Below are 26,557 nucleotides of genomic sequence, written 5' to 3'. Positions count from 1 at the left end.
AGCATGGCCGGTTCAAGATTTTTGAACACAGTTTCAGGTGCGGCGCTTTCATTGGCAGTCGCCGTGTCCGGGGGGGTCGTCGCCGCCGTTGCTGTGCCCACGAGCGCATACGCCGCTGTTGTCAGTAACGTCGTTGTCAACGGAACCGGCCAGGCCGGCTCCGATGCGATCAAGTCGAAGCTGACCATCCAGCCCGGTCGCAGCTTCACCGATGCCGATATCAACCAGTCCATCCGCAATCTTTACAGCACCGGCTATTTCTCCGACGTCAAGATTTCGGTCTCCGGATCGACGCTCGTCGTCAACGTCACCGAGAACCAGTTGATCAACCAGGTGGTCTTCAACGGCAACCGCAAGGTCAACGACAAGAAGCTCGAAGGCGTTGTGCAGCTGCATTCGCTCGGTCCGTACAATGAGGCGCAGGCCCAGGTCGACATGCAACGCATCAAGGACGCCTATGCGCAGATCGGCCGTGCCGACGTCGAAGTCTCGATTGAGACGGCGACGGTGCAGGACAATCGAATCAATGTGGCCTTCGTTATCGACGAGGGTGGCCGCACCAAGACGCGGAAGATCAACTTTGAAGGCAACAACACCTTCGGCGACGCGCGCCTTGCCTCGGTGATCTCGACCAAGCGCTCGACGCCGCTCTCCTTCCTGACCCGCAAGGATATCTATAATCCTGACAAGGTGCGTCACGACGAGACGCTGCTGCGCGAGTTCTACAACAATCACGGCTTCCCTGATTTCCGTTTGATCTCGACCGATGTCGACTATGACGAGGAAGACAATTCCTATTCGATCACCTTCACCATGTCTGAAGGCGATCGCTATCGCTTCGGCGATATCGGCGTGGCCTCGACCGTGGAAGGCGTCGATATCGAAACGCTGAAGGGCGACATCAAGACCAGGTCCGGCAAGATCTATGATGCCGACGATATCCAGAAGACCTCGGAATCGATCGCGGCCTCGGTGTCCTCGCAGGGCTATCCCTTCGCGCAGGTCAATCCGCGCGGCGATCGCAATTTCAGCAACGACACCTTCTCGGTCAATTACGAGATCGACCAGGGCGTTCGCGCCTATATCGAGCGGATCGAGATTGTTGGCAACACCCGCACCCGCGACTATGTCATTCGTCGCGAGTTCGAGCTGGCTGAAGGCGATGCCTATAATCGCGAGATGATCGCGCGCGCCAAGCGGCGTCTTGAGGCGCTCGGCTATTTCAGCGAGGTCAATATCTCGACCCAGCCCGGCAGCGCGCCGGATCGCGTCGTCATCGTCGTCGACGTGACCGACGAGCCGACCGGCGCCTTCTCGATCGGCGCCGGCTATGACGCGGAAGGCGATTCGCTGGTTGTCGAGCTGTCGGTGCAGGAGCGCAACTTCCTCGGTCGCGGCCAGTTCATTCGCGCATCGGCCGGTCTCGGCGACAATGATTCGCAGATCTACAACTTCGCCTTCACCGAACCCTTCTTCCTGGGCTATCGGGTCGCGGCCGGTTTCGATCTCTATCGCGCCTATTCCGCCTCGCAGGACTACTATACCTATGCCGAGACGGCCGGCGATATCCGCCTGACGGCGCCGCTGACCGACGAGCTCAGCTCGACCATCAAATATGTCTACCAGAAGTTCGAGTATGACGGCACGGGGGACTGGCAGAACCCGAACAATCTGTCGCCGGTGTTCCAGAATCTGATCAATGGCAGCCCCTGGACGGTTTCCTCGGTCGAGCAGGCCTTCAACTTCTCCAGCGTCGACAATTACCAGCAGCCGCGCGAAGGCGTTCTTGCCAACCTGACCAACACCGTGGCCGGTCTTGGCGGCGATTCGCACTACTATTCGCTGACCGGTAAGGTCCGCTGGTACCAGATGATTTCCGACCAGGCCGATATCATCGGCTCGCTGACGGCGCGCGGCGGTCTCGTCACGCCGTTTGACAGCAATCTGAACGTGTTCGACCAGTTCACGATCGGTGGCCAGGAAATCCGCGGCTTCAAGCAGAACGGCCTTGGTCCGCGCACGGTGGTGCAGGGCGATGCCCTCGGTTCGCAGTATTACACCACGATCTCGGCAGAGGCGAACTTCCCGCTTCCGGGCATCCCCGAGGATGTCAGCCTGCGCGGAGCGGCTTATCTCGATGCCGGTTCGGCCTGGGGCAACGCGGTTGAGCTCGCGAATACGGCTGTTGAAGGCACGGATTTCGCGCTGCGCGCATCCGGCGGCGTGGCCCTCATCTGGAATTCGCCCTTCGGTGATCTGCGCTTCGACTACGCCATTCCCTTCGCCAAGGAAGATTTCGACGAAACCCAGCGTTTCCGCTTCGGAATTGCCAATACGTTCTGATATTGCTGTCCAGAGCTCATATCGTTCCCGTTCTGGAGAGTTTGAATGGATCAGAACCAGTTTTTCGGTGCGCGGCAGTCGATTCGCCTCGACGAATTGGCCTCGCGCATCGGATCTGTTTTGTCGAGCCCGGATGCCGGCGAGCGGATGGTCGAATCCGTCGCGCCCATCTATCGCGCCGGTCCCTATGATATCTGCTATATCCTTTCGAAGAACAGCATTGACCAGCTGAAGAGCTGCAAGGCGGCGGCGGTGATCTGTTCGCCGGAATTGAAGAAGCACATTCCCGCTTCTCTTGCCACACTTGTCTCCGATATGCCGCAGCTGGCCTTTGCCCGCGCGGCGGCGCAGCTTTATCCGGCTGCCATGCGGCCGCAGGCGGTCTTGCAGCGCCAGAGCGGCATTTCCTCCCAGGCCGTCATCGATGATAGCGCCGTGATCGAGAAGAGCGTGGAGATCGCGCCCTTCGCCGTCGTCGGCGCGCGCGCCGTGATCGGCGCCGGAAGCCGTATCTTGTGCGGCGCGGTCGTCGGGGCGGACGTGAAAATCGGCCGCAATGTCACGCTCGGCGCCCACGCATCGCTCTCCAATGCGCTGATCGGCAATAATGTGATCATTCATACCGGCGCGCGCATTGGCCAGGATGGGTTCGGCTATGCGCCGGGGCCGACGGGCATGGTGAAACTGCCGCAGGTGGGCCGGGTCATCATCCAGGACGACGTCGAGATCGGCGCCAATACCACGATCGACCGCGGCGCGATGGACGATACCGTGATTGGCGAGGGGACCAAGATCGATAATCTGGTGCAGATCGGCCACAACGTGCAGATCGGCCGGCATTGCGGTATCGTCAGTCAGGTCGGCATTGCCGGTAGCACCAGGATCGGCGACGGTGTGATGATCGGCGGGCAGGCCGGGCTCAACGGCCATATTGAGATCGGCAGCGGCGCGCAGATCGCCGCCAAGAGCGGGGTGCTGACCTCAGTGCCGGCCGGAGGCCGCATCGGAGGGAACCCGGCACGGCCGATCCGGGACTATCTGCGGGACGTTGCGGAGATCGCCCGACGCGCCGCCAAATCGGGAGACAAGCAAGGTGAGTGAAGAGACGAAGACATCGATGGGGAAGATGGATCTTCTGGAGATCATGAAGTTCCTGCCGCACCGTTACCCTTTTCTTCTCGTGGACCGGATTATCGAGATCGACGGCGATGACAGTGCGATAGGCATCAAGAACGTGACCGCCAACGAGCCGCATTTTCAGGGTCATTTCCCGGAAATGCCGATCATGCCCGGCGTCCTGCTTGTCGAGGGAATGGCCCAGACGGCCGGCGCGATCTGCGCGCGCAAGGCCGACGAGGTCGACAATCTCGTATATTTCATGACGATCGACAATGCCCGCTTCCGCAAGCCCGTGGTTCCGGGCGACCAGGTTCGGTTCAAGGTCGTCAAACAGAAACAGCGCCGGCGCGTGTGGAAGTTCCATTGCGAAGCGCTAGTCGACGGCCAGCTCGTCGCCGAAGCCGATATCGGCGCCATGATGGTGCGCAAGGACGAAGAATGACCAGGATTTCCAGCTCCGCGAAGATCGACAGGACTGCTGTTGTCGAGGACGGAGCCGTGATTGGTGAGCATGCCGAGATCGGCGCGTTCTGCTATGTCGGCGCGAATGTCGTGCTCGGCGACAATGTGAAGCTTCACCATCACGCGGTGGTCGAGGGCATCACGCGACTTGGCAATGGCTGCCAGGTTTTTCCCATGGCCGTCATCGGCGGCGCGCCGCAGAGCATTCGCCACGATGGCAGCGATACGCGCCTTGAGATCGGCGCCAATTGCATTTTTCGCGAGGGCGTGACCGTCAATACCGGTTCCTCCCATGGCGGCGGCGAAACCATTGTCGGCCACGACAATCTGTTTCTGGCCAATTCCCATGTCGGCCATGACTGCCGCATCGGCAATCATGTGATCCTGTCAAACAATGTGATGATCGGCGGTCATGCGACCGTGCACGACAGGGCGATCCTGAGCGGCGGCGCGGCAATCCACCAGTTCGTGCAGATCGGCCGTCAGGCTTTCATCGGCGGACTTGCGGGCGTCGTCAATGATGTCATTCCCTATGCGATGGTCGTCGACAATCCGGCCTTAATGGGCGGGCTGAACGTGGTCGGCATGCAGCGCGCGGGCATGAGCAAGGGCGAGGTCCATGCCGTGCGGCGCGCCTACCAGACGATCTTTTCCGCAGGCACCGTCGTGGAAAACGCAAGGGCCCTGCGCAGCGGGCCGGATGCGCTTGAGGGGGCTGCCCGCGAGATCGTCGATTTCATTCTCGACCGCGACAGCGAGCGGGCGCTGACCACACCGGGTTCGCGGCGCCGGGGCAGCCAGGCGTGAGCGGGATATCGGCCCGCGATGCGGAGCCGGTCGCGATCATTGCCGGAAACGGCCGTCTGCCCCTTTATGTCGCCGAAGCCGCACGGGAGGCCGGTACGCCGGCTTTCATCGTTCAGTTGCGCGGCGAGGGCGGCAATGACTGGTCGGATTTCGAACATATGGACGCCGATCTCGGCGGGTTTCGGCCGGTTGTCGCGGCGCTGCAGAAGCGCGGGATCCGCAGGGTCGTGCTCTCCGGCGGGGTGCGTTCCCGTCCCGAGCTGACGAGCCTGCGCCCGACGGCGCGGGTGATCTGGTCGCTGCCGGCAATCCTGAAAAAACTGCGCAGCGGCGGCGATGACAAGGTGTTGCGCATGGTGATCGACCTGTTCGAGCGCCACGGCTTCGAGATCATCGCCGCGCAGAATATCGCCGGCGATCTTCTGGCGACGGCGGGCACGCTCGGCGCTGTCGCGCTGGATCGAGAGGCTCGCGCCGATATCGACGCTGCGGCCCGGGCGGCGCGCGTCATCGGCTCCATGGATATCGGGCAGGGGGCCGTCAGTCTTGGCGGGCGGGTGGTGGCGCTTGAGGGCGCGGAGGGCACCGACCAGATGCTCGAGCGCGTGCGGGCCATGCGCGAAGCCGGCCGGATTTCACAGAAGCGTCGCGGCGTCCTTGTCAAACTCTGCAAACCGCAGCAGGATCTGCGCGCCGACCTGCCGTCGATCGGCCCGGAGACGGTGCGTGCGGCGGCTGCCGCCGGGCTGGGCGGCATTGCTGTGGAGGCCGGGCGGGCGCTGGTGCTTGACCGCGCCGAGGCGATTGCCGAGGCCGACAGGGCAGGGCTCTTCCTGTTGGGGCTGGAGCCGGACACGGCAATGAAGCCGGTCCTCTGAACGAGCGGTACATTCAGCGGAGGGAACCTCTTGTCCAGAAGCTTGAAAATCGGCGTGATCGCGGGAGAGGTTTCCGGCGATCTGCTTGGCGGCGACCTGGTTGCCGCGCTGAAGACGATGCATGGCGGCCCGGTGGAACTCGTCGGCGTCGGCGGTGATGCGCTCGCCGCCCAGGGACTGGAGTCGCTGTTTGACTATTCCGACCTGTCGATCATGGGCTTTACCCAGGTGCTTGCGAGGCTGCCGCTTCTGATCCGCCGCATTGGCCAGACGGCGGACGCGCTGATTGCCGCGCGGCCGGACGTGCTCATCATCATTGACAGTCCGGATTTCACCCATCGGGTGGCCAAACGGGTGAAGAAGGCGCTGCCGGATCTGCCCGTGGTCAATTATGTCTGTCCCAGCGTCTGGGCCTGGAAGGAATATCGCGCGCGCGACATGCTGGCCTATGTCGATCATGTGTTGGCGGTTCTGCCGTTCGAGCCGGAGGCCATGCAGCGGCTCGGCGGGCCGCCCACCACCTTTGTCGGCCACCGCCTGAGCGAAGAGCCGGGCGTCCTCGCGGCCCGTCGCAACACTGCCTTGCCGGGAGAGGGGGAGGCGCCGACCATCCTGCTTTTACCGGGTTCGCGCGCGGGCGAGATCAACAGTCTCGCGCCGGTCTTCCGAGATGTCGCCAAAATCTATGCCGGGCGCAATGCGATGCCGCGCTTCGTGCTGCCGACGGTCACCCGCCGTGAGGCGCTGGTGCGCGCCGCCATTGCCGATTGGCCGGTAACGCCGGAGATTGTGGTCGGTGACGCGGCGAAATGGGAAGCCTTCGCTGCGGCGCATGCGGCCGTTGCCGCCTCCGGCACGGTGGTGCTGGAACTGGCGCTTTCCGGCATCCCGGTCATTTCGGCCTACAAGGCGGATTTCATCGGCCGGTTCATGCTGAAGAAGATTACCATTTGGTCCGCCTCGCTGCCGAATCTCATAGCCGACCGGCCGCTGGTGCCGGAATATTTCGACGACACGATGCGGGCCGGCGCGCTGGCGCGGTGGATGGAGCTTCTGACCCGCGACACGCCGCAGCGGCGAACGATGCTGGACGGTTTCGACGAGGTCTTTGCGAAGATGCGCACGGCGGTTCCACCCGGCAGGCGGGCTGCGGAAGTAACGCTTCAGGTGCTTAAGGATCAGAACAGGCTCTAGCCGACCGAAAAGCCGGAAAACAAAAAAGGGCCGCGATCGCGGCCCTTTTCGATAATTGCAAGCGGCTTTTGAAATCAGCGCTTGGAGAACTGGAACGAACGGCGGGCTTTCGCGCGACCGTACTTCTTGCGCTCGACGACGCGGCTGTCGCGGGTGAGGAAACCACCCTTCTTCAGGATGCCGCGCAGTTCCGGCTCGAAATAGGTCAGAGCCTTGGAGATGCCGTGGCGCACGGCGCCCGCCTGGCCGGAAAGACCGCCGCCGGTAACGGTTGCGACGATATCGAACTGGCCGTCGCGCGACGTCAGGACGATCGGCTGCTGCAGGATCATCTGCAGGACCGGACGACCGAAATATTCGGTGAAGTCCTTGCCGTTGACGGTGATCTTGCCGGTACCGGCCTTGACCCATACGCGGGCGACGGCGTCCTTGCGCTTGCCGGTGGCATAGGCGCGGCCGAGATCGTCAACCTTGCGTTCGTGGACGGGGGCTGCGGGGGCTTCGGAGGTCGTGGCGGAGTCGCCAAGTGCCTTCAGATCGGACAGGTCAGCCATTAAGCGCTCCTTACATTCTTCTTGTTGAGCTTGGCAACGTCGAGGACTTCGGGCTGCTGGGCTTCATGCGGGTGGTTGGTGCCGGCGTAAACGCGCAGGTTCTTCATCTGGCGACGGCCAAGCGGACCGCGCGGGATCATGCGCTCGACAGCCTTCTCGATGACGCGCTCGGGGAAGCGGCCCTCGATGATCTGGCGCGCATTGCGCTCCTTGATGCCGCCCGGATAACCGGTGTGCCAGTAGTACATCTTGTCATTGTACTTCTTGCCGGTCATCGCGACCTTTTCGGCATTGATGACGATGACATTGTCGCCATCATCGACATGCGGGGTGTAGGTGGCTTTATGCTTGCCGCGAAGACGCATGGCGACGAGCGAAGCGAGACGGCCGAGGACGAGGCCTTCGGCATCGATCACGACCCACTTCTTCACCACCTCTTCAGGCTTCTGGGAGAAGGTAACCATTTTCTGATACTCTCAAATTCAATCCGATCCCGAGGAACGGACGTTTCTTGTTGCTTTGCTTGGCGTATCCAAGCGGTAACAGATGCGGGATGCGCATATGTTGGCGGTTGTATAGAGAGCGCTTTGCTGAACGTCAAGCGCTATTGCGTGACTAAATAAATGAATTTTGTATATTTTTCAATGTCTTGCGATTGAGGTAATATTTTACCGTATTGTGTTTGCCCAGTTTGGGCCTCAACCCTGCGTCAAGCGGAGAAAAAATTCCTCTTGGACGGCTCCATTTCCTGTAGCCTGCCGCCTGAATTCGTGAGAACATATAAAGAACAAAATGGATGTTTTCGGGAGTTAGGGATGCCCCTTCAGCGCAGGATCAGCATGATCACACTCGGCGTCGACGATCTGCCGGCGGCAACCGCCTTTTATGAGCGGCTCGGCTGGAAACGGTCCTCGGCCTCGCAGGAGGGGGTGAGCTTTTTCGGGCTCGATGGCATCGTGCTCGGCCTTTTCGGGCGCAGGGCGCTGGCCGATGATGCGGGGCTTTCGGACATCCCGGAAGAGAGGCCGGCATTTTCCGGCGTAGCTCTTGCCTATAATGTGGGTTCGCCTGCTGCGGTCGATGAAACCATCGCCTTTGCCGCGCAGTGCGGCGCGACGGTGGTGAAGCCGGGGGAGGCGGTGTTCTGGGGCGGCTACAGCGGCTATTTCGCCGATCCGGAAGGGCATTTGTGGGAAGTCGCGTATAATCCGTTCTCGCCGCTTGATGCGGACGGCCGCATGACCTTGCCGGATTGACGGCGTTTTTCTTGCATTCATTGGCCTGCGGAGCGATAAGCCGCTGCAATCGTTCGAAATGAAGAAGGATGCCATGGCAGGCACGAACAGCGAGCTCCCGCTCATCGCCGAAGGTCCGGTGATCATTCTGGTAAACCCGCAGCTGGGCGAGAACATCGGCATGGTGGCCCGCGCCATGGCGAATTTCGGCCTTGCCGAACTGCGCCTTGTCGACCCGCGCGACGGCTGGCCGAGCGACACGGCCCGCGCCGCCGCCTCCAAGGCCGACCATGTGATCGACGGCGCGAGCGTGCATGACAGCCTCGCCGATGCGATTTCCGATCTCAACTTCGTCTATGCCACGACGGCGCGCAGTCGCGACGGCTTCAAGCCGGTGAGGGGACCGAGCGTTGCCGCCCGCACGCTGCGAACGCGCCATCGCGGCGGCGAGCGCACCGGCATTCTCTTCGGCCGCGAACGCTGGGGCCTCAACAATGAGGAGGTCGGCATGGCGGACGAGATCGTCACCTTTCCGGTCAATCCGGCCTTTGCCTCGCTCAACATCGCCCAGGCGGTGCTGCTGATGTCCTACGAGTGGATGAAATCCGGCATGGCGGACGAGAGCCAGACGCCGTTCCAGGCGGTCGAGCAGACGCCGGCGACGAAAAAGGATCTCTTCGGCTTTTTCGGCCATCTGGAAGAGGCCCTCGATGCCCGCGGCTATTTCCGTCCGGCCGACAAGAAGCCGCGCATGATCGACAATCTGCGCTCGGTGTTCACCCGGCGCGCCATGAGCATGCAGGAAATCCACCTTCTGCGCGGGGTGATCTCCTCGCTCGACAGATACAGCCGCAGGAACCCGCGCGGCGGCGAGGGCAGCGATGGCTGAGGCCGCCGAAGCTCCGGTCCTCGTCTTCGATTCCGGCATTGGCGGGCTGACCGTGCTGCGCGAGGCGCGCATGCTGATGCCGGACCGGCGCTTCGTCTATGTCGCCGACAATGCCGCCTTTCCCTATGGCGATTGGCCTGAGGAGGCGCTGCTGACCCATCTTCTGGCGCTGTTCGAGCGCCTGCTCGCCGAATTCCGTCCGGCCTGCGTCATCATCGCCTGCAACACCGCCTTCACGCTTGCCGGCAGCGCGCTGCGTGCCCGGTTTCCGGCAACCGATTTCGTCGGCACGGTTCCGGCGATCAAGCCGGCGGCCGAGCGCACCGCTTCGGGGCTGATCTCGGTTCTGGCGACGCCGGCGACAGTCAAACGCGATTACACCCGCGCGCTGATCGAGAGCTTCGCCGCCCATTGCCATGCCCGGCTGGTCGGCTCGAGATATCTGGCGGCGCTGGCCGAGGCCTATATCAGCGGGGGAGACGTGACGGACGAGGCCTTGTGGGCGGAAATCGCGCCCTGCTTCGTGGAAGAGAACGGCCGGCGCACCGATATCGTCGTGCTCGCCTGCACGCATTATCCCTTCCTTGCCAACCGTTTCCGCAAGCTTGCGCCGTGGCCGGTCGATTGGCTCAACCCGGCGGAGGCGATTGCGCTGCAGGCAAGGCGCGTTCTGGGCGCGCGGCCGTCTGCGGCGATCGAGGGGGCAAACCGCGACATCGCGATCTTCACCAGCAGCGATGTCCGAGCGGAGATCAAGCGACTGATGCAGGGCTTCGGACTGATGGTTGCCGACGCGGCAGTGCGCTAGAGCGTCCTTTGTGCGTCCATTTGGACGCACAAAGGACGCTCTAGCCTATTGAATCTACGCATCGTGCTTTCCGAAAATCGATTCCGATTTTCGGGCCGATGCGCTAGCCGGTCGCAAGCCCCGGGATCGGCACGCCGAAGGTCTGCAGCAGCAGCACGATGTTGAGCGAGAGCACGGCGAGCGAACCGAGGATCGCCAGCGTCCCGATCAGCCGGCCATTGGCATACTCGCCCATGATCGCGCGGCTGCGGGTAAAGATCACCAATGAGATCATCGGCACAGGCAGCGCGATCGACAGGATGATCTGGCTGACGACCAGCGCTTCCGTCGCATTGACGCCGAGCGCCACGACGATGAAGGCCGGCGCCATGGTGATCAGCCGGCGCAGCCAGATGGGAATGCGGAAACCGACAAAACCCTGCATGATCATCTGCCCCGCCATGGTGCCGACCACCGAGCTCGATATGCCCGAAGCGATCAGCGAAATCAGGAAGGCGCCGGCTGCCGCCCCGCCGAGAAGCGGGGTCAGCATGTGATAGGCGGTCTCGATCTCGGCCACCTCGCTGTGGCCCTTGTGGAAGGCGCTTGCCGCCATCATCACCATCGCCATGTTGACCACGCCGGCAACGGCGAGCGCCAGCACAACCTCGGTGTTGGAAAAGCGCAGCACACGGCGGCGGTCGGCCTCGTTGCCGATCCTGATGCGGTGCTGGGTAAGGCCCGAATGCAGGAACACGGCGTGCGGCATCACGGTCGCGCCGATGATGCCGACGGCGATCGCCAGCGCCGTGGCGTCGGGAAGGTCCGGCCTGACGATGTGGAAGGCCGCCTCGCCCCAGGCGATCGGGGCGATGAACAGTTCGACGATGTAGCAGAGGCTGATCACGCCGATCAGCGCGCCAATGATCAGCTCCATCGGGCGGAAACCGCGCCGTTCGAACAGCAGGATGCCGTAGGTCACAATCGCCGTGACGCCCATGCCCGCCATCAACGGCATGTCGAACAGCAGCGCAAGGCCGATGGCGCCGCCGAGAAACTCGGCAAGATCGGTCGCCATGGCGGCGATCTCGCTGACGATCCACATCGCGATCACAACGGGCTTGGAAAACTCGTCGCGACAGACTTCCGCCAGATTGCGGCCGGTGACGATGCCGAGCTTGGCGGACAGGCCCTGGAACAGCATGGCGATCAGATTGGCGAACAGCACGACCCACAGCAGCGTATAGCCATAGCCGGCGCCCGCCTGGATGTTCGTCGCGTAATTGCCGGGATCGACATAGGCGATGGAGGCGATGACGGCCGGACCGACGAAGAGCAGCGCCGAGCGCGGCTTGATTCGGCCGGAAGCCATGGCCTGTTCGATCGCCGTATTGGTGCGATCACTCAGCGAGGGACGTCTGGATTGAGGGTCTGACATTCTAATATTTGCGCAGAAAAGAGTTTTACAATGATTCCAGATATAGCCTAGGCTACATTTTTGTCAATCGGCGTTATATGAGCAAAGCCTTTCGCCGGGCTTTGGTTCCGGCTAGAGCGCCGTGCATCCATTCGGATGCACAAAGGACGCTCTAGCCTATTGAATCCACGCATCGTGCTTTCCGAAAATCGATTCCGATTTTCGGGCCGATGCGCTAGGCTTGCTGATGACAAAGTGTAGCCGCGGCTTGAAAGTGTATACGGGCTTGATTTCGCCACAGGAACTGGCTTTTCTGGCGGACGATCGGGACAGTCTGGTCCCGGAGGGCATGGGAGAAGGATATGAGCGACGGAACCGACAATCAGGCGGATCGATTCTCCAAGGCCCGCTCGGAACGCGCCTCCGCGCTTCTGGAGGACTATACCGAACTGATCGCTGACCTGACCGAGGAGCACGGCGAAGCGCGACTGGTCGATATCGCCAGAGCCATGGGCATTGCCCATCCGACGGCGGCAAAGGCCGTTTCCCGGCTGAAGCGCGAGGGGCTTGCGACATCGCGGCCCTATCGCGGCGTGTTTCTGACGGAGGCCGGCGAGGCCATGGCCGAGAAGGCACGCATCCGCCACGCCCTGGTTTTCGATCTGCTTCTGGCCGTCGGCGTTCCCAAAGAGGCTGCCGAGCTCGACGCCGAAGGCATCGAGCATCATGTCTCCGACGAGACGCTCGCGGCCTTCGAGGCGTTTTTGAAGAAGGGCTAGCTCCAGAACGGACGGCTGGCTTCTTGCCGGGCCTGATGCGGCTCGATGCCGATATCCCGCAGCCGTTCGTCGGTCATTTCGAGGAGTTGCAGGCGTTGCCGGCGGCGCTGCGGCCAGCGGATGAAGATCAGCCTCGCCAGATTGCGGGCGCCTGTGGCGATCTTCGTCGGTAGGGAGCGGGGTTTGGCGATCACGGTCTCATGCATGGGCTTTTCCTTCGGTTGGAGACGAAGGCAATAGCCTGTCTGCCTTCGCGCATGCTTCGATCGGGAACGAAGTAACGGACGCTGACGGCGGCGGTTTGCGGTGGTAGATTGAGAGCTATGACAAACATGGTTTCGGGAAATACGCTCGCCGCCGTCGCCGCGCTCATCGGCGATGTTTCGCGCGCGAGCATTCTGGCGGCGCTTCTCGGCGGCAAGGCGCTGACGGCGGGGGAACTGGCCGAATGCGCGGGTGTTTCGCCGCAGACGGCGAGCAATCATCTTTCCAGGCTCGTGGATGGGCAGCTGGTCACCGTCGAAAAACAGGGCAGGCATCGCTATTTTCGGCTGGCGTCGGCGGAGGTTGCCGAAACGCTGGAACATCTGAGCCTGCTCTCGGCCATCGGCCCCGTGCGATACCGCCCGACAGGACCGAAGGACGAAGCGCTGAGGGTGGCGCGCACATGCTACGACCACATGGCCGGTGCGATCGCGGTCGGCATCGCCGATTCGATGGTGCGGTCCGGCGCGGTCGTCTTCGACGGCAATGCCGGCATGGTGACGGAAAGGGGAGAGGCGTTTCTGACGGAGTTCGGCATCTCGCTCTCGACCGCCAGAAAGAGCCGGCGGGCGCTTTGTCGGACCTGTCTCGACTGGAGCGAGCGCCGGCCTCACATCGGCGGCTGGCTTGGCGCCGCGATGCTTGAACGTTGTTGCGAGCGGCACTGGCTGAGGCCGGCCGGCGACGGTCGCGCCTTGACCCTGACGCGCGCCGGACAGGTGGGCCTGGTCGAAACCTTCGGCCTGCCCGCGGAGGCGCTGAAGATCGTCACCCCGGAAAGCTGTGGGTAACGCGGCAAGGTCTCGGCACGGGCGCTCCTGACCTGTTACAAACGGGCGCAACACCGAACAGAAGGCAAAGGCGAAAAGTGCAGGTCGATATCGATATGGGAACGACATCGGCGGGTGACGTGGCCAAACTCGATATCGAGGAGCTGCTGGCGACCCGTCTTCTGGTGCAGGGCAATTCCGGCTCGGGCAAATCCCACCTCCTGCGCCGGCTCCTGGAGCAGTCGGCGAAATGGGTGCAGCAGGTGGTGATCGATCCGGAGGGCGATTTCGTCACTCTTTCGGACGCGTTCGGCCATATCGTCGTCGATGCCGAGCGCTCCGAGGGCGAGCTGATCGGTATCGCCAACCGCATCCGCCAGCACCGGGTCTCCTGCGTGCTGACTTTGGAAGGTCTCGAGATCGACGACCAGATGCGCGCCGCCGCCGTCTTCCTCAATGCGCTTTTCGATGCCGACCGCGACCACTGGTATCCGGTGCTGACCGTGGTGGACGAGGCGCAGATGTTTGCCCCGTCTGCCGGCGGCGAGGTGAGCGAGGAGGTGCGCCGGCTTTCACTCGGGGCCATGACCAACCTGATGTGTCGCGGGCGAAAGCGCGGCCTTGCCGGCGTCATCGCCACCCAGCGGCTGGCCAAGCTTGCCAAGAATGTCGCTGCGGAAGCCTCGAATTTTCTGATGGGGCGGACCTTTCTCGACATCGATATGGCGCGCGCGGCCGATCTTCTCGGCATGGATCGCCGCCAGGCCGAACAGTTTCGCGATCTGAAGCGCGGCAATTTCGTCGCGCTTGGCCCGGCGTTGTCGCGCCGTCCTCTGGCGGTGACGATCGGGCCGGTGGAAACCTCCGCGCGCTCCTCCAGCCCGAAGCTGATGCCGTTGCCGGAAAAGCCGGAGGATGTGGAGGATCTGATCTTCACGCCGGATCCGGAAGATATGGCCCGTCAGGCCTCGACCCCGCGCCGGGTGGCCCCGCGTCCGCGCCCGACCGTCGACATCATGGACGCTCTGGCGAAGTCTTCCGAAGAGGCCGAAGCGCCGGAGACGCCCGCGCGCGGACCCCGTGCGCCGGTCATGTCGGATGAGGAGAAGGACGACTGGATCGCGATGACGCTGGCGGAAATCGCCGGCGCTCCGGAATCAGCTTTCCGTTCTGATTCAGAGCTTTATCAGGACTTTTTGATGCGCGGCCGGATGAAACGAATATCCGGCGCGCCGCTTGCCATGAACGAATTTCGCCGCCGGCTCGCGATCGCCCGTTCGGGCGCGGACGCGGCGATGGTGGAAAGCGAGCAATGGCAGATGGCGGTCTCGCTGCTGGCGCATGTCACCGAAGACCTGCAGGGCGTGTTCCTGATGCTGGCAAAGGCGGCGATCGCCGGCGATGCCTGCCCCTCGGACGCCATGATCGCGCGCGCCTATGGCACGCATTCGGCGCGTCGCGCCCGGCGCTTTCTCGACTGGTTCGAGGAGCAGGGGCTGATTGTGCTGCATACCGATCTTGCCGGCCTGCGCATCGTCGCCTTCCCCGATCTCGACCGGCAGACGGCGGGCGGGAACCCGGACGCGCCGGCGGAAGAGGCCGAAAGGCGGGATGCGGCCGAGTAGGACGCTTCAGGACTTTAGATCATCGGGCGATTAGAGCGCCGTGCGTCCTTTAGGACGCACAAAGGACGCTCTAACTTATTGAATCTGCGCATCGTTCTTTTCGAAAAACCGGATCCCACTTTTTCGCCCGATGCTATAGGCGCGCCTTCAGGTCATCCAGCACGAACAGGCGCACGGCGGAGGAGAGGTTCACATCCGGCGGGCGCTGTTCGTCGATTTCGCTGAGAAGGTAGGCAAGGCTGACATCGCGCCTGTCGGCAATGTCACGGATCTCGTTGAAGAATGCATCCTCAAGGGAAAAGCTCGTGCGGTGGCCGTGGAGGCTGACGGAGCGCTTGCGGATCAAACGTCCTTGTCCCCTTGCGAAGGGAGCGTCGACGGCAGGCCTTCGATGCGGCCCTGCTCGAAGCGCCGTTCGCTCTTCTCGCGTTCCAGCCTGTCCCGGCTCTTTTCGCCCTTTGTGCGGCCGTGGATCGCCCGGTTTTCAGCAGCGTTGTCGGCTGCCTTCTGCCGCGCCGCGCGCTTGCGGCTCATCCTGAGATTGACGATCTCTGCGCACATCGGCTGTCAGTGCTTCTTGCGGAAGGCATCGAGGGAGACGACCGAAGCGCCGTCATCGCCGCCGGGGCCGTCATCGTCACCACCCTCGTTTTCCGGCTCGAGCGGCTTTTCGTCTTCCAGATCCAGCGTGGCGACATCGAATTCGAGCTCGAAATTCACCGACGGATCGTAAAAGCCGACGATGGCGTTGAAGGGGATGACGAGGCGCTCAGGCACATCGGAGAAGGACAGGCCGATCTCGAAATGGCTGTCGGTCACCTTCAGGTCCCAGTACTGGTGCTGGATGACGATGGTCATCTGCTGGGCGTATTTTTCCTTCAGCGCCTGGGAGATGCGCACGCCGGGGGCATTGGTCAGGAAGGTGATAAAGAAGTGATGCTCACCGGGCAGGTGGCCTGTTGCGGCGACCTCTGCGAGAACCTTGCGCACCATGCCGCGCAGTGCGTCCTGTGCCAGAATGTCGTAGCGAATATGGTCTTGCCCCATCACGTCTTTCCCGCCCTTGGCCGTTTGATTGCGCTCTGCCTGTAGCCAATTAAGTCGCCTGATGCCGATGCGCAATCTTTATAGGGGATTTTGTTCAAATTCAGGTGGAGGCTTCTGTTGCCAGGTGCCTCCGGACCCCGCCTTACAGTGCTACCCGCAAGGACTTAAGGTGGGTTTCTGGAACCGCCATTAGGCAGCTACAGCGTAACCCTGAGCTTTGTTGTCATTTGCAACTACTCGTTTGACCCGATAACGGTGGTATCATGCCGGGTAAAAGGTCGTTCTTTACACTCTTGTCGATCCTGTTTCGCCCCCATCACAAAAAGGCCTGAACCGCCTGTTTGTGGTGGAGGCGCCGGGTACCGCCCCCGGGTCCAATGAGCTTATTACAACGCCGTTTATCACCATAGCCGGTCAAGCCGGCACGCTTGATATAAGTGTTTCAAAAGCTTCTGCAAAGGGGGGTGGCGCGCAAAAGGCGGGGAAAGGCGTCTCCGGGCCCTTTTCGCGGCGCCTTTCGTCGCGATAGAAGAGAAAACCGACTTCGAACGAGGGAGCATTATGCGCCAATATCTGGATCTTCTGGGCCACGTGCTTGAAAACGGAACCGACCGGGCGGATCGGACCGGCACGGGCACGCGCTCCGTTTTCGGCTACCAGATGCGCTATGACCTTGCGGCGGGCTTTCCGGTTCTCACGACGAAGAAGCTGCATCTGCGCTCCATCATCCACGAATTGCTGTGGTTCCTGAAGGGCGACACCAACATTGCCTATCTGAAGGAAAACGGCGTCTCGATCTGGGACGAATGGGCCGACGAAAACGGCGATCTCGGCCCCGTCTACGGCGCGCAGTGGCGCTCCTGGCCGACGCCGGACGGCGGCCATATCGACCAGATCGCGAAAGTGGTCGAGAGCATCCGCAACAACCCCGACAGTCGTCGCCATATCGTCACCGCCTGGAACCCGGCAGAGGTCGACAACATGGCGCTGCCGCCCTGCCACTGCCTGTTCCAGTTCTATGTTTCCGATGGAAAACTGTCCTGCCAGCTTTACCAGCGCTCCGCCGACATCTTCCTCGGCGTGCCCTTCAATATCGCCTCCTATGCGCTGCTGACGCTGATGGTGGCGCAGGTGACCGGCCTGAAGCCTGGCGACTTCGTCCACACGCTGGGCGACGCCCATCTTTACGCCAACCACTTTGAGCAGGCGCGCGAGCAGCTTTCCCGCATTCCGGGGCGCCTGCCGGTGATGCGGCTCAATCCGGACGTCGACGATCTGTTCGCCTTCACCTTCGAGGATTTTGTCCTCGAGGGTTATGAGGCCGCGCCGTCGATCAAGGCGCCGATTGCGGTTTGAGCGACAGACATGTGAGGAGGCGGGGTTGATGACTGCCGAAATCGTAATCATGGCCGCCGTCGCGAAAAACGGCGTGATCGGCAACGGCGCGGCGATGCCCTGGCACCTGGGATCGGATTTTCGGCGGTTCAAGGCTCTGACCATGGGCAAGCCCCAGATCATGGGACGCAAGACCTATCAGTCGATTGGAAAGCCGCTGCCGGGGCGGATGAATATCATCATCTCGCGCAACCCGGATTTCCTGGCGCCCGGATGCATTGTCGTGCCGAGCCTTGAAGAGGCTGTTGCGCTGGCCCGCAAGGATGCTGCCGAAAAGGGCCTCGACGAAATCTATGTGCAAGGCGGTGGCGAGATATACCGGCAGGCGATGACGCTCGCCGACCGTTTGCGCATCACCCATGTGGAAACCGAGGCCGACGGGCAGACCACTTTTCCTGTGATCGATCCGGCGCTTTGGCAACCTGAAAGCAGCGAGAACCTGCCGGCCGGCGAAAAGGACGACTATCCGACGCGCTATGTGGTCTATGCCCGCAAAGCCCGATGAACAGGAATTTACCGCGATTTCGGCGCACAGTTGACCGATCGCGTTGAAAGCGCCCTGTCGCGTCCCTATAACGGGACAAACGCTTAATGCGTCAATGCGCGGCTGCGGCAATGGTTCTGCAGCCAGGAACGGACTATTTTGGAAGAGGTGTGAATGCCCTGGAGCAATCAGAATGGCGGCGGTCCCTGGGGAGGGGGCGGTGGCGGCGGCGACAATCAGGGTCCGTGGGGTCAAGGTCCCCGGCGCCCCGGTGGCGGCGGCAATGGCGGTGGCGGCAATGGCGGCCCGCCGGACATCGAGGACTTCTTCCGCAAGGGCCAGGATCAGTTCAAGGGCATGTTCCCGGGCGGCTTCAGCATCGGTCTGGTGATGATCGTCATCGTCGTGCTGGCGGTCTTCTGGGTGATGCAGTCGATCTATACGATCCAGCCGGAAGAGCGTGGCGTTGAGCTTCGCTTCGGTGTTCCCAAGCCCGATATTTCCGGGCCTGGCCTGCATTTCATGATGTGGCCGGTGGAAACGGTCGAGAAGGCGAATATCACGGAACAGCAGCTCAATATCGGCTCGCGAAATTCCACGCGGACCGGCATCATGCTGACCGGTGACCAGAACATCGTCGACGTTCAGTTTGCCGTGCTCTACAGCGTGACCGACCCGCAGGCCTATCTGTTCAACGTCGAAAATCCGATTGAGACGCTTCAGCAGGTCGCCGAAAGCGCGATGCGCGAAGTTGTCAGCCGCAGGCCGGCCCAGGATGTGTTTCGCGATGATCGTGAAGGCATTTCGGAAGACGTGAAGCAGATTATCCAGACCACGATGGACGAATACGGCGCCGGACTGACGATTGCCGCCGTTTCCATCGAGGATGCTGCGCCTCCGGCCGAAGTAGCCGATGCCTTCGACGAAGTGCAGCGTGCCGAGCAGGATGAGGATCGTTTCCTCGAAGAGGCAAACCAGTATGCAAACCGGGCTTTGGGTCAGGCGCGCGGTGAAGCGGCCCAGATCCGCGAAGCTGCGGCCGCTTACAAGGATCGCGTGGTCATGGAAGCACTTGGTGAGGCGGATCGGTTCAATTCGATCTACGAAACCTATGTGGCCGTGCCCGAGATCACCCGCAAGAGGCTCTATCTCGAGACCATGCAGGAAGTCTTCTCCAGGTCGAAGAACGTTATCATGGATGAGGACGGAGAGGGTGTTGTTCCCTATCTGCCGCTCGACGCGATCGACCGTAATTCGGCCGCCAGGGCAAATGCTGCCACTACGGGCAGCGGTAGCTCATCCGCGTCAACGTCACAGAACAGCCAGGGAGCGAACCAATAATGTCTTCAAATCGCATATTCGTTCTGCTTGGCGGTATCGCTGCTCTGGCGTTGTTGCTCTACGCATCGATTTTTGTGGTCAATCCGCGTGAACAGGCGCTGGTGATCCGTTTCGGCAAGATCTACACGGTCAAGACAGACCCCGGCATCTATTTCAAACTGCCGTTCTCGTTTGCAGGGGCCGATCAGGTCCAGTTTGTCTCCAATCAGGACCTTCGTTTTGATCTGGACGATATCCGTGTCCAGGTTTCGGGCGGCAAGTTCTACGAGGTTGATGCTTTCGTTGTTTACAGGATTACGGACGCACAGCGTTTCCGCGAATCCGTTTCTGGTGATCGTATGGCTGCGGTCTCGCGGCTCCGCACCCGTCTTGATTCGGCATTGCGCCGGGTCTACGGCCTGCGCGGCTTTGAGGCAGCGCTTTCAACCGAGCGGACCGCCATGATGAAGGAAGTCGGCGACCAACTCCGCCCGGCGGCTGAGGCGCTCGGCATTTCGATTGTCGACGTGCGTATCCGTAGAACGGACCTGACGCAGGAGGTTTCGGACGAGACATACGCACGGATGCGTTCGGAACGTCTGGCCGAGGCGGAGGCGACGCGCGCGCGTGGTCGTGAACGAGCCGAGGTGCGGCGCGCTGCCGCCGACCGTGAAGTGGTTGAAATCGAGTCGGCGGCCGACCGTGATGCGCAGGTTCTGCGTGGTGAAGGCGATGCCGAGCGGAACCGTGTTCTCGGTGAAGCCTTTGGCAAGGACCCGGAATTCTTCTACTTCTACCGTTCGATGAACGCCTACAGGGAAGTGCTCGGGGATAACTCGACCATGGTTCTGTCGCCGGATTCGGAGTTCTTCGAGTATTTCCGCTCAAGCGGCGCCAGTTCTCTGCCGCTCAGCCCGGCACTGCCCGGCGGCGCTCCGGCGGAAGAGGTTGAAGAGCAGGCAGCCGAGTAATGCTGCCGCAGGATATTTTGATCGGATTTGCGTTTTATCTGATCATCGAGGGGCTGGTCTACGCGCTGGCCCCTTCGCTGCTCATTGCCATGGCGCGGCTTTTGCCGACGGTGCCGGAGGGCGCGTTGCGCGTGACCGGTCTGATCGCCGTGACTCTCGGCGTCGGCCTGGTCTGGCTGATCCGCGGATAGGCTTGCCGCTCGCCTTCCGCTATGATGGCAATCGACTGGACGTCGGCGGCAAAGCGCATGCCGGTTTTTCGAAAACCCGCCGCGACAAAGGCTTAGACGGAGGCAAGATGACGACTGCCAAGCGCAATTTTCCTGCTCGCCGGTCCGTGGCCCGCCACATCGCCGGCGCTGGCCTTATTGCCGTTGCCGCCATGCTGCCGGTCTCGGCTGCGATGACGCCGGCCAAGGCCCAGACGCTTTCTGACGTTTCCGTTGCGGATATCGCCGAGGGCCTGCTTCCATCCGTCGTCAATATCTCGATCTCCGAAGACGGCGGTCCCTCCGGCGATACGCGGCCTCTGCCGGATGTCCCCGAGGGCCAGCCGTTCGAGGATCTGTTCAAGGATTTCTTCGAGGGCGAGGAGGGCCCGCGCAGCCGGCAATATTCCTCGCTCGGCTCCGGCTTCATTATCGATCCCTCGGGCATCATCGTCACCAACAATCATGTCATCGACAATGCCGACACGATCGAGGTGACGCTGTCCGACGGCACTTCGCTCGACGCGACGCTTCTCGGCGTTGATGACAAGACCGACCTTGCCGTCCTCAAGGTCGAGCCCGAACAGCCGCTGCCGGCGGTGAAATTCGGCGATTCGCGCAAGGTCCGGATCGGCGAATGGGTGCTGGCGATCGGCAATCCCTTCGGGCTTGGCGGTTCGGTTACGCTCGGCATCGTCTCGGCGCGCGGGCGCGAACTCGACGGGCCCTATGACAATTTCATCCAGACGGATGCCGCGATCAACAAGGGCAATTCCGGCGGACCGCTGTTCAACATGGATGGCGAGGTGATCGGCATCAACACGGCAATCCTGTCGCCGTCGGGCGGCTCGATCGGCATCGGCTTTTCCGTGCCGAGCGAGCTTGCCGAAAACATCATCGACCAGTTGATCGAATACGGCCAGACCCGCCGGGGCTGGATCGGCATTCGCGTGCTGGAGGTGAGTGACGCGCTGGCCGCCTCGCTCGGCGCCGATGATCCGGCGGGCGTCGCCGTCGGCTCGATCATCGAGGGCGGCCCCTCCGACGGCGGTCCGCTAGAGGAAGGCGACATCATCCTCTCTTTCGACGGACAGGAGGTTGATAGCCCCCGCGACCTGCCGCGCTTTGTCGCGGAGGGCCGGATCGGCGAGCCGATCGATGTCGAAATCATCCGTGACGGCGAGCGGATGACGGTTCAGGTGACGCCGCAATTGCTGGAGGAGCCGGAGGAGGTGGAGGCAACGCTTGTTCCGGACGACGAACCCGCGCCGGAGGGCGACCTCGCTACGCCCGGCCTGTCGATCAGGCTCTACGGGATGACGCTTGCCGAACTCGACGACAATGGCCGCGCGCTCTATCAGATTGACGGCGATGTCGAAGGCGTTCTGATCGCCGAGGTGGAAGAGGGCAGTGCTGCCGCCGCCGAAGGCTTGGTGCCCGGCATGGTGATCGCCGAGGTCGGTCAGGACGCGGTGACGACGCCGCAGCAGGTTCGCTCGCGCATCGTCGAACTGATTTCCGAGGGGCGTCGCAGTGTCTCGATCATGGTCGCCGAACCTGACGGAACGCTCAGCATCAAGAGCCTGGTGTTGGAATAGCGGCCTCAGCCAGAGCGTTTCCAGTCCGACTTGTGCAGGCGATAGAGCACGTGGCGTTTCAGGTGGGGGTGGCTGTCGGGCACCGAAGGATGGTCGAAGTCGCCTTCGAAATCCCGCCGCATGCCGAGCCTTTCCATAACCGCCGTCGAGCGATGATTGTCGGCGACAGCGAATGAAACGAGCTGGTCGTGGCCGCGTTCATCGAAGGCCAGTGCGATCATGGCGCGGGCGGCCTCGGTTGCGTAGCCCTTGCCCCAGTGCCGCGTGACCATCCGCCAGCCGATCTCGGGCGTTCCGTCCGGTTTGATGTTCGCGTTGTTGATGAGGTTCAGCCCGGTAAAGCCGATGACTTCGCCGGTGTTCTTTAGCGCGACAGCAGGGAACCCGTAACCGGTGTCCCTGATCATATCGCGCAGCCTCTCGAGCATTTCATCACTCTCGGTGCGGCTGCGCCGCATGGGGAAGAAGGCCATGACCGTATCATTGGAGTTGATCTCGTGGAAAAGGTCCCGGTCGCGATCCTCCCAGTTGCGGATAATCAGTCGCTCGGTCTCGGCAAGTTTCATCGGACGAAATCTTCCTGGCGATAACCCTGGATGTAAAGCAGCGCCGACAGGTCGCCGTGATCGATCCGGATATCGGCCTTCTCGGCGACCGTGGGCTTGGCGTGGAGCGCCACGCCGGAGCCTGCCAGTTCCAGCATGCCGAGATCATTGGCGCCGTCGCCGACGGCCATGATCTCGGTTTCCGCGATGCCGCGCTTCTTGGCGACATCGTGCAGCGCCTCGATCTTGGCCTGCCGGCCAAGGATCGGGTCCGCAACCTGGCCGGTCAGCTTGCCGTTCTTTTCGATCAGCGTGTTGGCCCGGTTCTCGTCAAAGCCGATCATTGCGCCAATGCGGCTGGTGAAGACGGTGAAGCCGCCGGAGACAAGCGCGGTATAGCCGCCATTGGCCTGCATCGTCGCGACCAGTTCCTTGCCGCCCGGCGTCAGCGTGATGCGTTTTTCGATGATTTCGTCGACAATGCCGATATCAAGACCCGCAAGCAGGGCAACGCGTTCGCGCACGGCGGGCTCGAACTCGATCTCGCCATTCATGGCCCGCGCGGTAATCGCCGCGACCTTTTCCTTCAGCCCGACTTCGGCGGCCAGCTCATCGATGCACTCCTGTCCGATCATGGTGGAATCCATATCCGCCAGTAGCGCTTTCTTGCGGCGGCAGACCTGCGGCTGGATCACGAGGTCGACGGGCAGGTTTGCGATCTCCGCCCGGATCGCCGTTTCGGCCTCCTGGCGGCCGACATGATGGGCAATGTAGAGGTCGACGGCGACGCCCTCGTTCAGCCAGTCGATCTTTTCCACCGCAACCGCGCCGGAAAGCTTTGAAACCCGCTCCGACGTCACAACAGGGTTTGACGGATTGGCGACAAGCGTGGCAACGAGAACCATGGCGAATTCCTTGGACAAAAAACTGCGTGCGGTCCTGATAACCGGGCCGACAGCGGGCGGCAAGTCCGCTTATGCTCTTCGGCGCGCGCGTGAGACCGGCGGCGCTGTGATCAACGCCGACAGCATGCAGGTCTATGACGCGCTGCGGGTGCTGACGGCGCGTCCCTCGGAGGAAGACATGGAGGGGATCGAGCATGATCTCTACGGGCATGTTGCCGCAGGGGCCGACTATTCCACGGGCGCATGGTTGAGAGAAGCGGGTGCGCTGGTGGAGCGGCTTGAAGGCGAGGGGCGGGTACCTATTTTCGTCGGCGGCACGGGGCTCTATTTCAAGGCCCTGACCGAGGGGCTTGCCGAAATGCCGGATGTCCCGTCGGATATCCGTGCGCATTGGCGGCGGGCGCTGACAGAAGAGGGCCCCGAGGCGCTTCATCGCATTCTGGCCGACCGCGATCCGGTGATGGCGGCGCGGCTGGAGCCTGCCGACGGGCAGCGGATCGTGCGCGCGCTTGAAGTCAAGGAGGCATCCGGGCGATCGATCGCGGACTATCAGGCAGAGACGCCGCCGCCGCTGATCTGCCCGGAGGCAGCGGAGAAAGTGGTCATTCTGCCGGAGCGCCCGGTCCTGCATGACCGGATAAACCGCCGCTTTTCGGCCATGCTGGATGAGGGAGCGGTTGAGGAGGTGCGATCGTTGCTGGCCCTTGACCTTGCTCCCGAAATGCCGGTGATGCGGGCAATCGGCGTGCGCGAGATCGCTGCGATGCTCAACGGGGAAATGGACCGCGAAACCGTCATCGAGCGGGCGAGTGCCGCAACCCGGCAATATGCCAAGCGGCAGATGACATGGTTTCGCAACCAGATGGGCGTCGACTGGAAAAGGCTCGATCCCGCAGCGCTTTAGCCTCGGCGGGCGCCGCCAGTTCTGCCTAATTTAATTTCACTCGATCGCCCGTTTGGCTATTTTTCTTGCAATGCGCGTTGACTGATGCGGCAAGACGGGCTATCAGCCAAGCATGGCTATGAAAGAACTTCTTATTGTGGTGGGATCGCGCATGGGCAGGATGGTGTAACCATCCGGCATAAGCCACCCATGCGCGACGACAGGCTCCTTGAAGGGGCCTTTTTTTATGCCCGATAGGAACGCAAACACCTAGAGACCATCGAAACGGAAAAATGACGATGACCGCGACGGACAATTTGATGACAGGCGCCGAGATCGTTTTGCAGGCGCTGAAAGAAAACGGGGTTGAACATATCTTCGGATACCCCGGCGGCGCCGTGCTGCCGATCTATGACGAAATCTTTCAGCAGGACGAGATCGCCCATGTGCTTGTGCGTCACGAGCAGGGCGCGGGCCATGCGGCCGAAGGCTATGCCCGCTCCACCGGCAAGGTCGGCGTCATGCTGGTCACCTCCGGCCCGGGCGCGACCAATGCGGTCACGCCGCTGCAGGATGCGCTGATGGATTCCGTTCCGCTGGTCTGCATTTCCGGCCAGGTTCCGACGACCTTGATCGGCTCCGATGCGTTCCAGGAATGCGACACCGTCGGCATCACCCGGCCCTGCACCAAGTACAACTGGCTGGTCAAGGACGTGAACGAGCTCGCCAATGTCATCCACGAGGCCTTCCGTATCGCCCAGAGCGGGCGTCCCGGCCCCGTCGTCGTCGATGTCCCGAAGGACGTCCAGTTTGCCAAGGGGCGCTATACGCCGCTCAAAGGCCATCCGATCCGCGAGAGCTACCGTCCGGAGGTCAATGGCAATGCCGATGCGATCCGCACGGCGGTCGAGCTGATGGCGAAGGCGAAACGCCCGATCCTCTACACCGGCGGCGGCGTCGTCAATTCCGGCGATGACGCCACGCGGCTGCTGCGCGAACTGGTCAGCCTCACCGACTTCCCGATCACCTCGACCCTGATGGGCCTTGGCTGCTATCCGGCTTCGGGCAAGAACTGGCTGGGCATGCTGGGCATGCACGGGTCCTACGAGGCCAATATGGCGATGCATGACTGTGACGTCATGGTCTGTATCGGCGCGCGCTTCGATGACCGCATTACCGGCCGCGTCGACGCCTTCTCGCCGAACTCGACCAAAATCCACATCGATATAGACCCGTCCTCGATCAACAAGAACATTCATGTCGATATCCCGATCCTCGGCGATGTCGCCCATGTTCTCGAAGAGATGGTCCGCGCCTGGCGGGCTCTGCCGGCCGAAAAGCCGTCGCTCGATGACTGGTGGGGTAATATCGAGCGCTGGCGCGGGCGCGACTGCTTCGCCTATACGCCCAACAAGGACGTGATCATGCCGCAATATGCGCTGGAGCGCCTGAACGCGGCGGTCAAGGGCCGGGACTTCTATATCACCACCGAGGTTGGCCAGCACCAGATGTGGGCGGCGCAGTTCTTCGATTTCGAGGAGCCGAAGCGCTGGATGACGTCGGGCGGTCTCGGCACGATGGGCTACGGCCTGCCGGCAGCCCTTGGCGTCCAGATCGCCCATCCGGAAGCGCTCGTCATCGACGTGGCCGGCGATGCCTCGATCCAGATGTGTATTCAGGAGATGTCGGCGGCGATCCAGCACAATGCGCCGATCAAGATCTTCATACTCAACAACCAGTATATGGGCATGGTCCGCCAGTGGCAGCAACTGCTCCACGGCAACCGTCTGTCGCACTCCTATACCGAGGCGATGCCCGATTTCGTCAAGCTGGCGGAAGCCTATGGCGCGGAAGGGATCTACTGCGACAATCCGGATGATCTCGACGAGGCGATCCAGCGGATGATCGACAGCCCGAAGCCGGTGATCTTCGATTGCCGCGTCGCCAATCTCGCCAATTGCTTCCCGATGATCCCGTCGGGCAGGGCGCATAACGACATGCTGCTGCCGGACGAGGCCAATGACGAAGCCGTCGCAACCGCCATCGATGCCAAGGGTCGTCAGCTCGTCTGAGCTTG

The 26,557-nt window shown here is 62.2% G+C and carries 29 protein-coding genes and 1 other RNA gene; 20 read left to right on the top strand and 10 right to left on the bottom strand.

Translation table 11 applies throughout. From position 1 onward, the window contains the following. The first annotated feature begins 3 nt into the window (after positions 1–3). From bamA to lpxB, 6 genes are read left to right on the top strand one after another with little or no spacing between them, the layout of a single operon-like run. Positions 4–2,343 carry an outer membrane protein assembly factor BamA gene (gene bamA, locus FF124_RS16890; RefSeq protein WP_138749654.1) on the top strand — a complete coding sequence of 780 codons (2,340 nt, stop codon included), beginning with the start codon at positions 4–6 and terminating at the stop codon, positions 2,341–2,343. Between the two features lie 45 nt (positions 2,344–2,388). Then, entirely contained in the window at positions 2,389–3,444 is a 1,056-nt protein-coding gene (gene lpxD / locus FF124_RS16885) for a UDP-3-O-(3-hydroxymyristoyl)glucosamine N-acyltransferase (protein WP_138749653.1), read from the top strand. Next, complete coding sequence (gene fabZ / locus FF124_RS16880) at positions 3,437–3,904, top strand: 3-hydroxyacyl-ACP dehydratase FabZ (protein WP_187326984.1); 468 nt, start codon at positions 3,437–3,439, stop codon at positions 3,902–3,904. The genes lpxD and fabZ overlap by 8 nt, the downstream gene beginning before the upstream one ends. Further along, positions 3,901–4,731 carry an acyl-ACP--UDP-N-acetylglucosamine O-acyltransferase gene (lpxA, locus tag FF124_RS16875; RefSeq protein ID WP_138749652.1) on the top strand — a complete coding sequence of 277 codons (831 nt, stop codon included), beginning with the start codon at positions 3,901–3,903 and terminating at the stop codon, positions 4,729–4,731. The genes fabZ and lpxA overlap by 4 nt, the downstream gene beginning before the upstream one ends. Beyond that, entirely contained in the window at positions 4,728–5,609 is an 882-nt protein-coding gene (locus tag FF124_RS16870; RefSeq protein ID WP_138749651.1) for an LpxI family protein, read from the top strand. The genes lpxA and FF124_RS16870 overlap by 4 nt, the downstream gene beginning before the upstream one ends. Positions 5,610–5,639: 30 nt before the next feature. Then, positions 5,640–6,803 (top strand): lipid-A-disaccharide synthase, encoded by a 1,164-nt coding sequence (gene lpxB, locus FF124_RS16865; protein WP_138749650.1) that lies wholly within the window; start codon positions 5,640–5,642, stop codon positions 6,801–6,803. 74 nt (positions 6,804–6,877) lie between these two features. Here lpxB and rpsI read toward each other — a convergent pair whose 3' ends face one another. Further along, on the bottom strand, positions 6,878–7,357 hold the full coding sequence (rpsI, locus tag FF124_RS16860; protein ID WP_138749649.1) for a 30S ribosomal protein S9: 480 nt from the start codon (positions 7,355–7,357) through the stop codon (positions 6,878–6,880). Beyond that, entirely contained in the window at positions 7,357–7,821 is a 465-nt protein-coding gene (rplM, locus tag FF124_RS16855) for a 50S ribosomal protein L13 (RefSeq protein WP_138749648.1), read from the bottom strand. The genes rpsI and rplM overlap by 1 nt, the downstream gene beginning before the upstream one ends. 351 nt (positions 7,822–8,172) lie before the next feature. Between rplM and FF124_RS16850 the strand changes: the two genes are divergently transcribed. The 3 genes from FF124_RS16850 (at position 8,173) to murI (ending at position 10,289) form a co-directional block, all read left to right on the top strand. After that, positions 8,173–8,613 (top strand): VOC family protein, encoded by a 441-nt coding sequence (locus FF124_RS16850; protein ID WP_138749647.1) that lies wholly within the window; start codon positions 8,173–8,175, stop codon positions 8,611–8,613. Positions 8,614–8,686: 73 nt separating this feature from the next. Then, positions 8,687–9,481 carry an RNA methyltransferase gene (locus tag FF124_RS16845; protein WP_138749646.1) on the top strand — a complete coding sequence of 265 codons (795 nt, stop codon included), beginning with the start codon at positions 8,687–8,689 and terminating at the stop codon, positions 9,479–9,481. Then, a complete protein-coding gene (gene murI / locus FF124_RS16840) occupies positions 9,474–10,289 on the top strand; it encodes a glutamate racemase (protein ID WP_138749645.1) in 816 nt (271 codons plus the stop codon). Before FF124_RS16845 ends, murI begins: the two co-directional genes overlap by 8 nt. 103 nt (positions 10,290–10,392) lie before the next feature. Here murI and FF124_RS16835 read toward each other — a convergent pair whose 3' ends face one another. Then, positions 10,393–11,706, bottom strand: coding sequence for an Nramp family divalent metal transporter (locus FF124_RS16835; RefSeq protein WP_138749644.1), 1,314 nt, complete (start codon positions 11,704–11,706; stop codon positions 10,393–10,395). Between the two features lie 341 nt (positions 11,707–12,047). Here FF124_RS16835 and mntR point away from each other — a divergent pair, with 341 nt between their 5' ends. Then, positions 12,048–12,464: a manganese-binding transcriptional regulator MntR gene (gene mntR, locus FF124_RS16830; protein WP_138749643.1), complete on the top strand. Its 417-nt coding sequence runs from the start codon at positions 12,048–12,050 to the stop codon at positions 12,462–12,464. On the opposite strand, the gene FF124_RS16825 is transcribed toward mntR, so the two are convergent. Then, entirely contained in the window at positions 12,461–12,670 is a 210-nt protein-coding gene (locus tag FF124_RS16825) for a DUF1127 domain-containing protein (RefSeq protein ID WP_138749642.1), read from the bottom strand. The two genes, mntR and FF124_RS16825, sit on opposite strands and share 4 nt — an antisense overlap. A gap of 126 nt (positions 12,671–12,796) precedes the next feature. Here FF124_RS16825 and FF124_RS16820 point away from each other — a divergent pair, with 126 nt between their 5' ends. Both FF124_RS16820 and FF124_RS16815 read left to right on the top strand, forming a co-directional pair. Beyond that, complete coding sequence (locus FF124_RS16820; protein ID WP_425462546.1) at positions 12,797–13,519, top strand: ArsR/SmtB family transcription factor; 723 nt, start codon at positions 12,797–12,799, stop codon at positions 13,517–13,519. Between the two features lie 77 nt (positions 13,520–13,596). Continuing rightward, positions 13,597–15,123: a helicase HerA domain-containing protein gene (locus FF124_RS16815; RefSeq protein ID WP_138749640.1), complete on the top strand. Its 1,527-nt coding sequence runs from the start codon at positions 13,597–13,599 to the stop codon at positions 15,121–15,123. 133 nt (positions 15,124–15,256) lie between these two features. On the opposite strand, the gene FF124_RS16810 is transcribed toward FF124_RS16815, so the two are convergent. From FF124_RS16810 to ssrA, 4 genes are all read right to left on the bottom strand, one after another. Next, entirely contained in the window at positions 15,257–15,469 is a 213-nt protein-coding gene (locus FF124_RS16810) for a ribbon-helix-helix domain-containing protein (protein ID WP_138749639.1), read from the bottom strand. Continuing rightward, the gene (locus tag FF124_RS16805) at positions 15,466–15,684 is read right to left on the bottom strand and encodes a DUF4169 family protein (RefSeq protein ID WP_138749638.1); all 219 of its coding nucleotides are present in this window, start codon (positions 15,682–15,684) and stop codon (positions 15,466–15,468) included. The genes FF124_RS16810 and FF124_RS16805 overlap by 4 nt, the downstream gene beginning before the upstream one ends. Positions 15,685–15,690: 6 nt before the next feature. Further along, a complete protein-coding gene (locus FF124_RS16800) occupies positions 15,691–16,170 on the bottom strand; it encodes an SspB family protein (protein ID WP_024707937.1) in 480 nt (159 codons plus the stop codon). A gap of 103 nt (positions 16,171–16,273) precedes the next feature. Next, positions 16,274–16,633: a transfer-messenger RNA gene (gene ssrA / locus FF124_RS16795) on the bottom strand. 98 nt (positions 16,634–16,731) lie between these two features. On the opposite strand from ssrA, the gene FF124_RS16790 reads away from it, so the two are divergent. From FF124_RS16790 to FF124_RS16765, 6 genes are all read left to right on the top strand, one after another. Further along, positions 16,732–17,526: a thymidylate synthase gene (locus tag FF124_RS16790; protein ID WP_138749637.1), complete on the top strand. Its 795-nt coding sequence runs from the start codon at positions 16,732–16,734 to the stop codon at positions 17,524–17,526. A 25-nt stretch (positions 17,527–17,551) separates the two neighbouring features. Next, a complete protein-coding gene (locus FF124_RS16785; RefSeq protein ID WP_425462545.1) occupies positions 17,552–18,070 on the top strand; it encodes a dihydrofolate reductase in 519 nt (172 codons plus the stop codon). A 153-nt stretch (positions 18,071–18,223) separates the two neighbouring features. After that, positions 18,224–19,390, top strand: coding sequence for an FtsH protease activity modulator HflK (gene hflK / locus FF124_RS16780; RefSeq protein ID WP_138749635.1), 1,167 nt, complete (start codon positions 18,224–18,226; stop codon positions 19,388–19,390). After that, the gene (gene hflC, locus FF124_RS16775) at positions 19,390–20,340 is read left to right on the top strand and encodes a protease modulator HflC (RefSeq protein ID WP_138749634.1); all 951 of its coding nucleotides are present in this window, start codon (positions 19,390–19,392) and stop codon (positions 20,338–20,340) included. The genes hflK and hflC overlap by 1 nt, the downstream gene beginning before the upstream one ends. Beyond that, positions 20,340–20,531, top strand: coding sequence for a DUF2065 domain-containing protein (locus FF124_RS16770; RefSeq protein WP_138749633.1), 192 nt, complete (start codon positions 20,340–20,342; stop codon positions 20,529–20,531). Before hflC ends, FF124_RS16770 begins: the two co-directional genes overlap by 1 nt. A gap of 107 nt (positions 20,532–20,638) precedes the next feature. Continuing rightward, positions 20,639–22,147 (top strand): Do family serine endopeptidase, encoded by a 1,509-nt coding sequence (locus FF124_RS16765; protein ID WP_138749632.1) that lies wholly within the window; start codon positions 20,639–20,641, stop codon positions 22,145–22,147. Positions 22,148–22,152: 5 nt separating this feature from the next. Here FF124_RS16765 and FF124_RS16760 read toward each other — a convergent pair whose 3' ends face one another. Both FF124_RS16760 and serB read right to left on the bottom strand, forming a co-directional pair. Beyond that, the gene (locus FF124_RS16760) at positions 22,153–22,713 is read right to left on the bottom strand and encodes a GNAT family N-acetyltransferase (protein WP_138749631.1); all 561 of its coding nucleotides are present in this window, start codon (positions 22,711–22,713) and stop codon (positions 22,153–22,155) included. Then, the gene (serB, locus tag FF124_RS16755; protein ID WP_138749630.1) at positions 22,710–23,597 is read right to left on the bottom strand and encodes a phosphoserine phosphatase SerB; all 888 of its coding nucleotides are present in this window, start codon (positions 23,595–23,597) and stop codon (positions 22,710–22,712) included. Before serB ends, FF124_RS16760 begins: the two co-directional genes overlap by 4 nt. Between serB and miaA the strand changes: the two genes are divergently transcribed. Together miaA and FF124_RS16740 are read left to right on the top strand one after the other, a co-directional pair. Continuing rightward, the gene (miaA, locus tag FF124_RS16750) at positions 23,596–24,501 is read left to right on the top strand and encodes a tRNA (adenosine(37)-N6)-dimethylallyltransferase MiaA (RefSeq protein WP_138749629.1); all 906 of its coding nucleotides are present in this window, start codon (positions 23,596–23,598) and stop codon (positions 24,499–24,501) included. The two genes, serB and miaA, sit on opposite strands and share 2 nt — an antisense overlap. A 278-nt stretch (positions 24,502–24,779) precedes the next feature. Further along, a complete protein-coding gene (locus tag FF124_RS16740; RefSeq protein WP_138749628.1) occupies positions 24,780–26,552 on the top strand; it encodes an acetolactate synthase 3 large subunit in 1,773 nt (590 codons plus the stop codon). The last annotated feature ends 5 nt before the right edge of the window (positions 26,553–26,557 follow it).

The sequence above is a fragment of the Martelella lutilitoris genome (genome assembly GCF_005924265.1).
In the GTDB taxonomy this organism is placed as follows: domain Bacteria; phylum Pseudomonadota; class Alphaproteobacteria; order Rhizobiales; family Rhizobiaceae; genus Martelella; species Martelella lutilitoris.
Note: the sequence above shows the minus strand (reverse complement) of the source record. Positions and strands in the feature narration are given on the sequence as shown.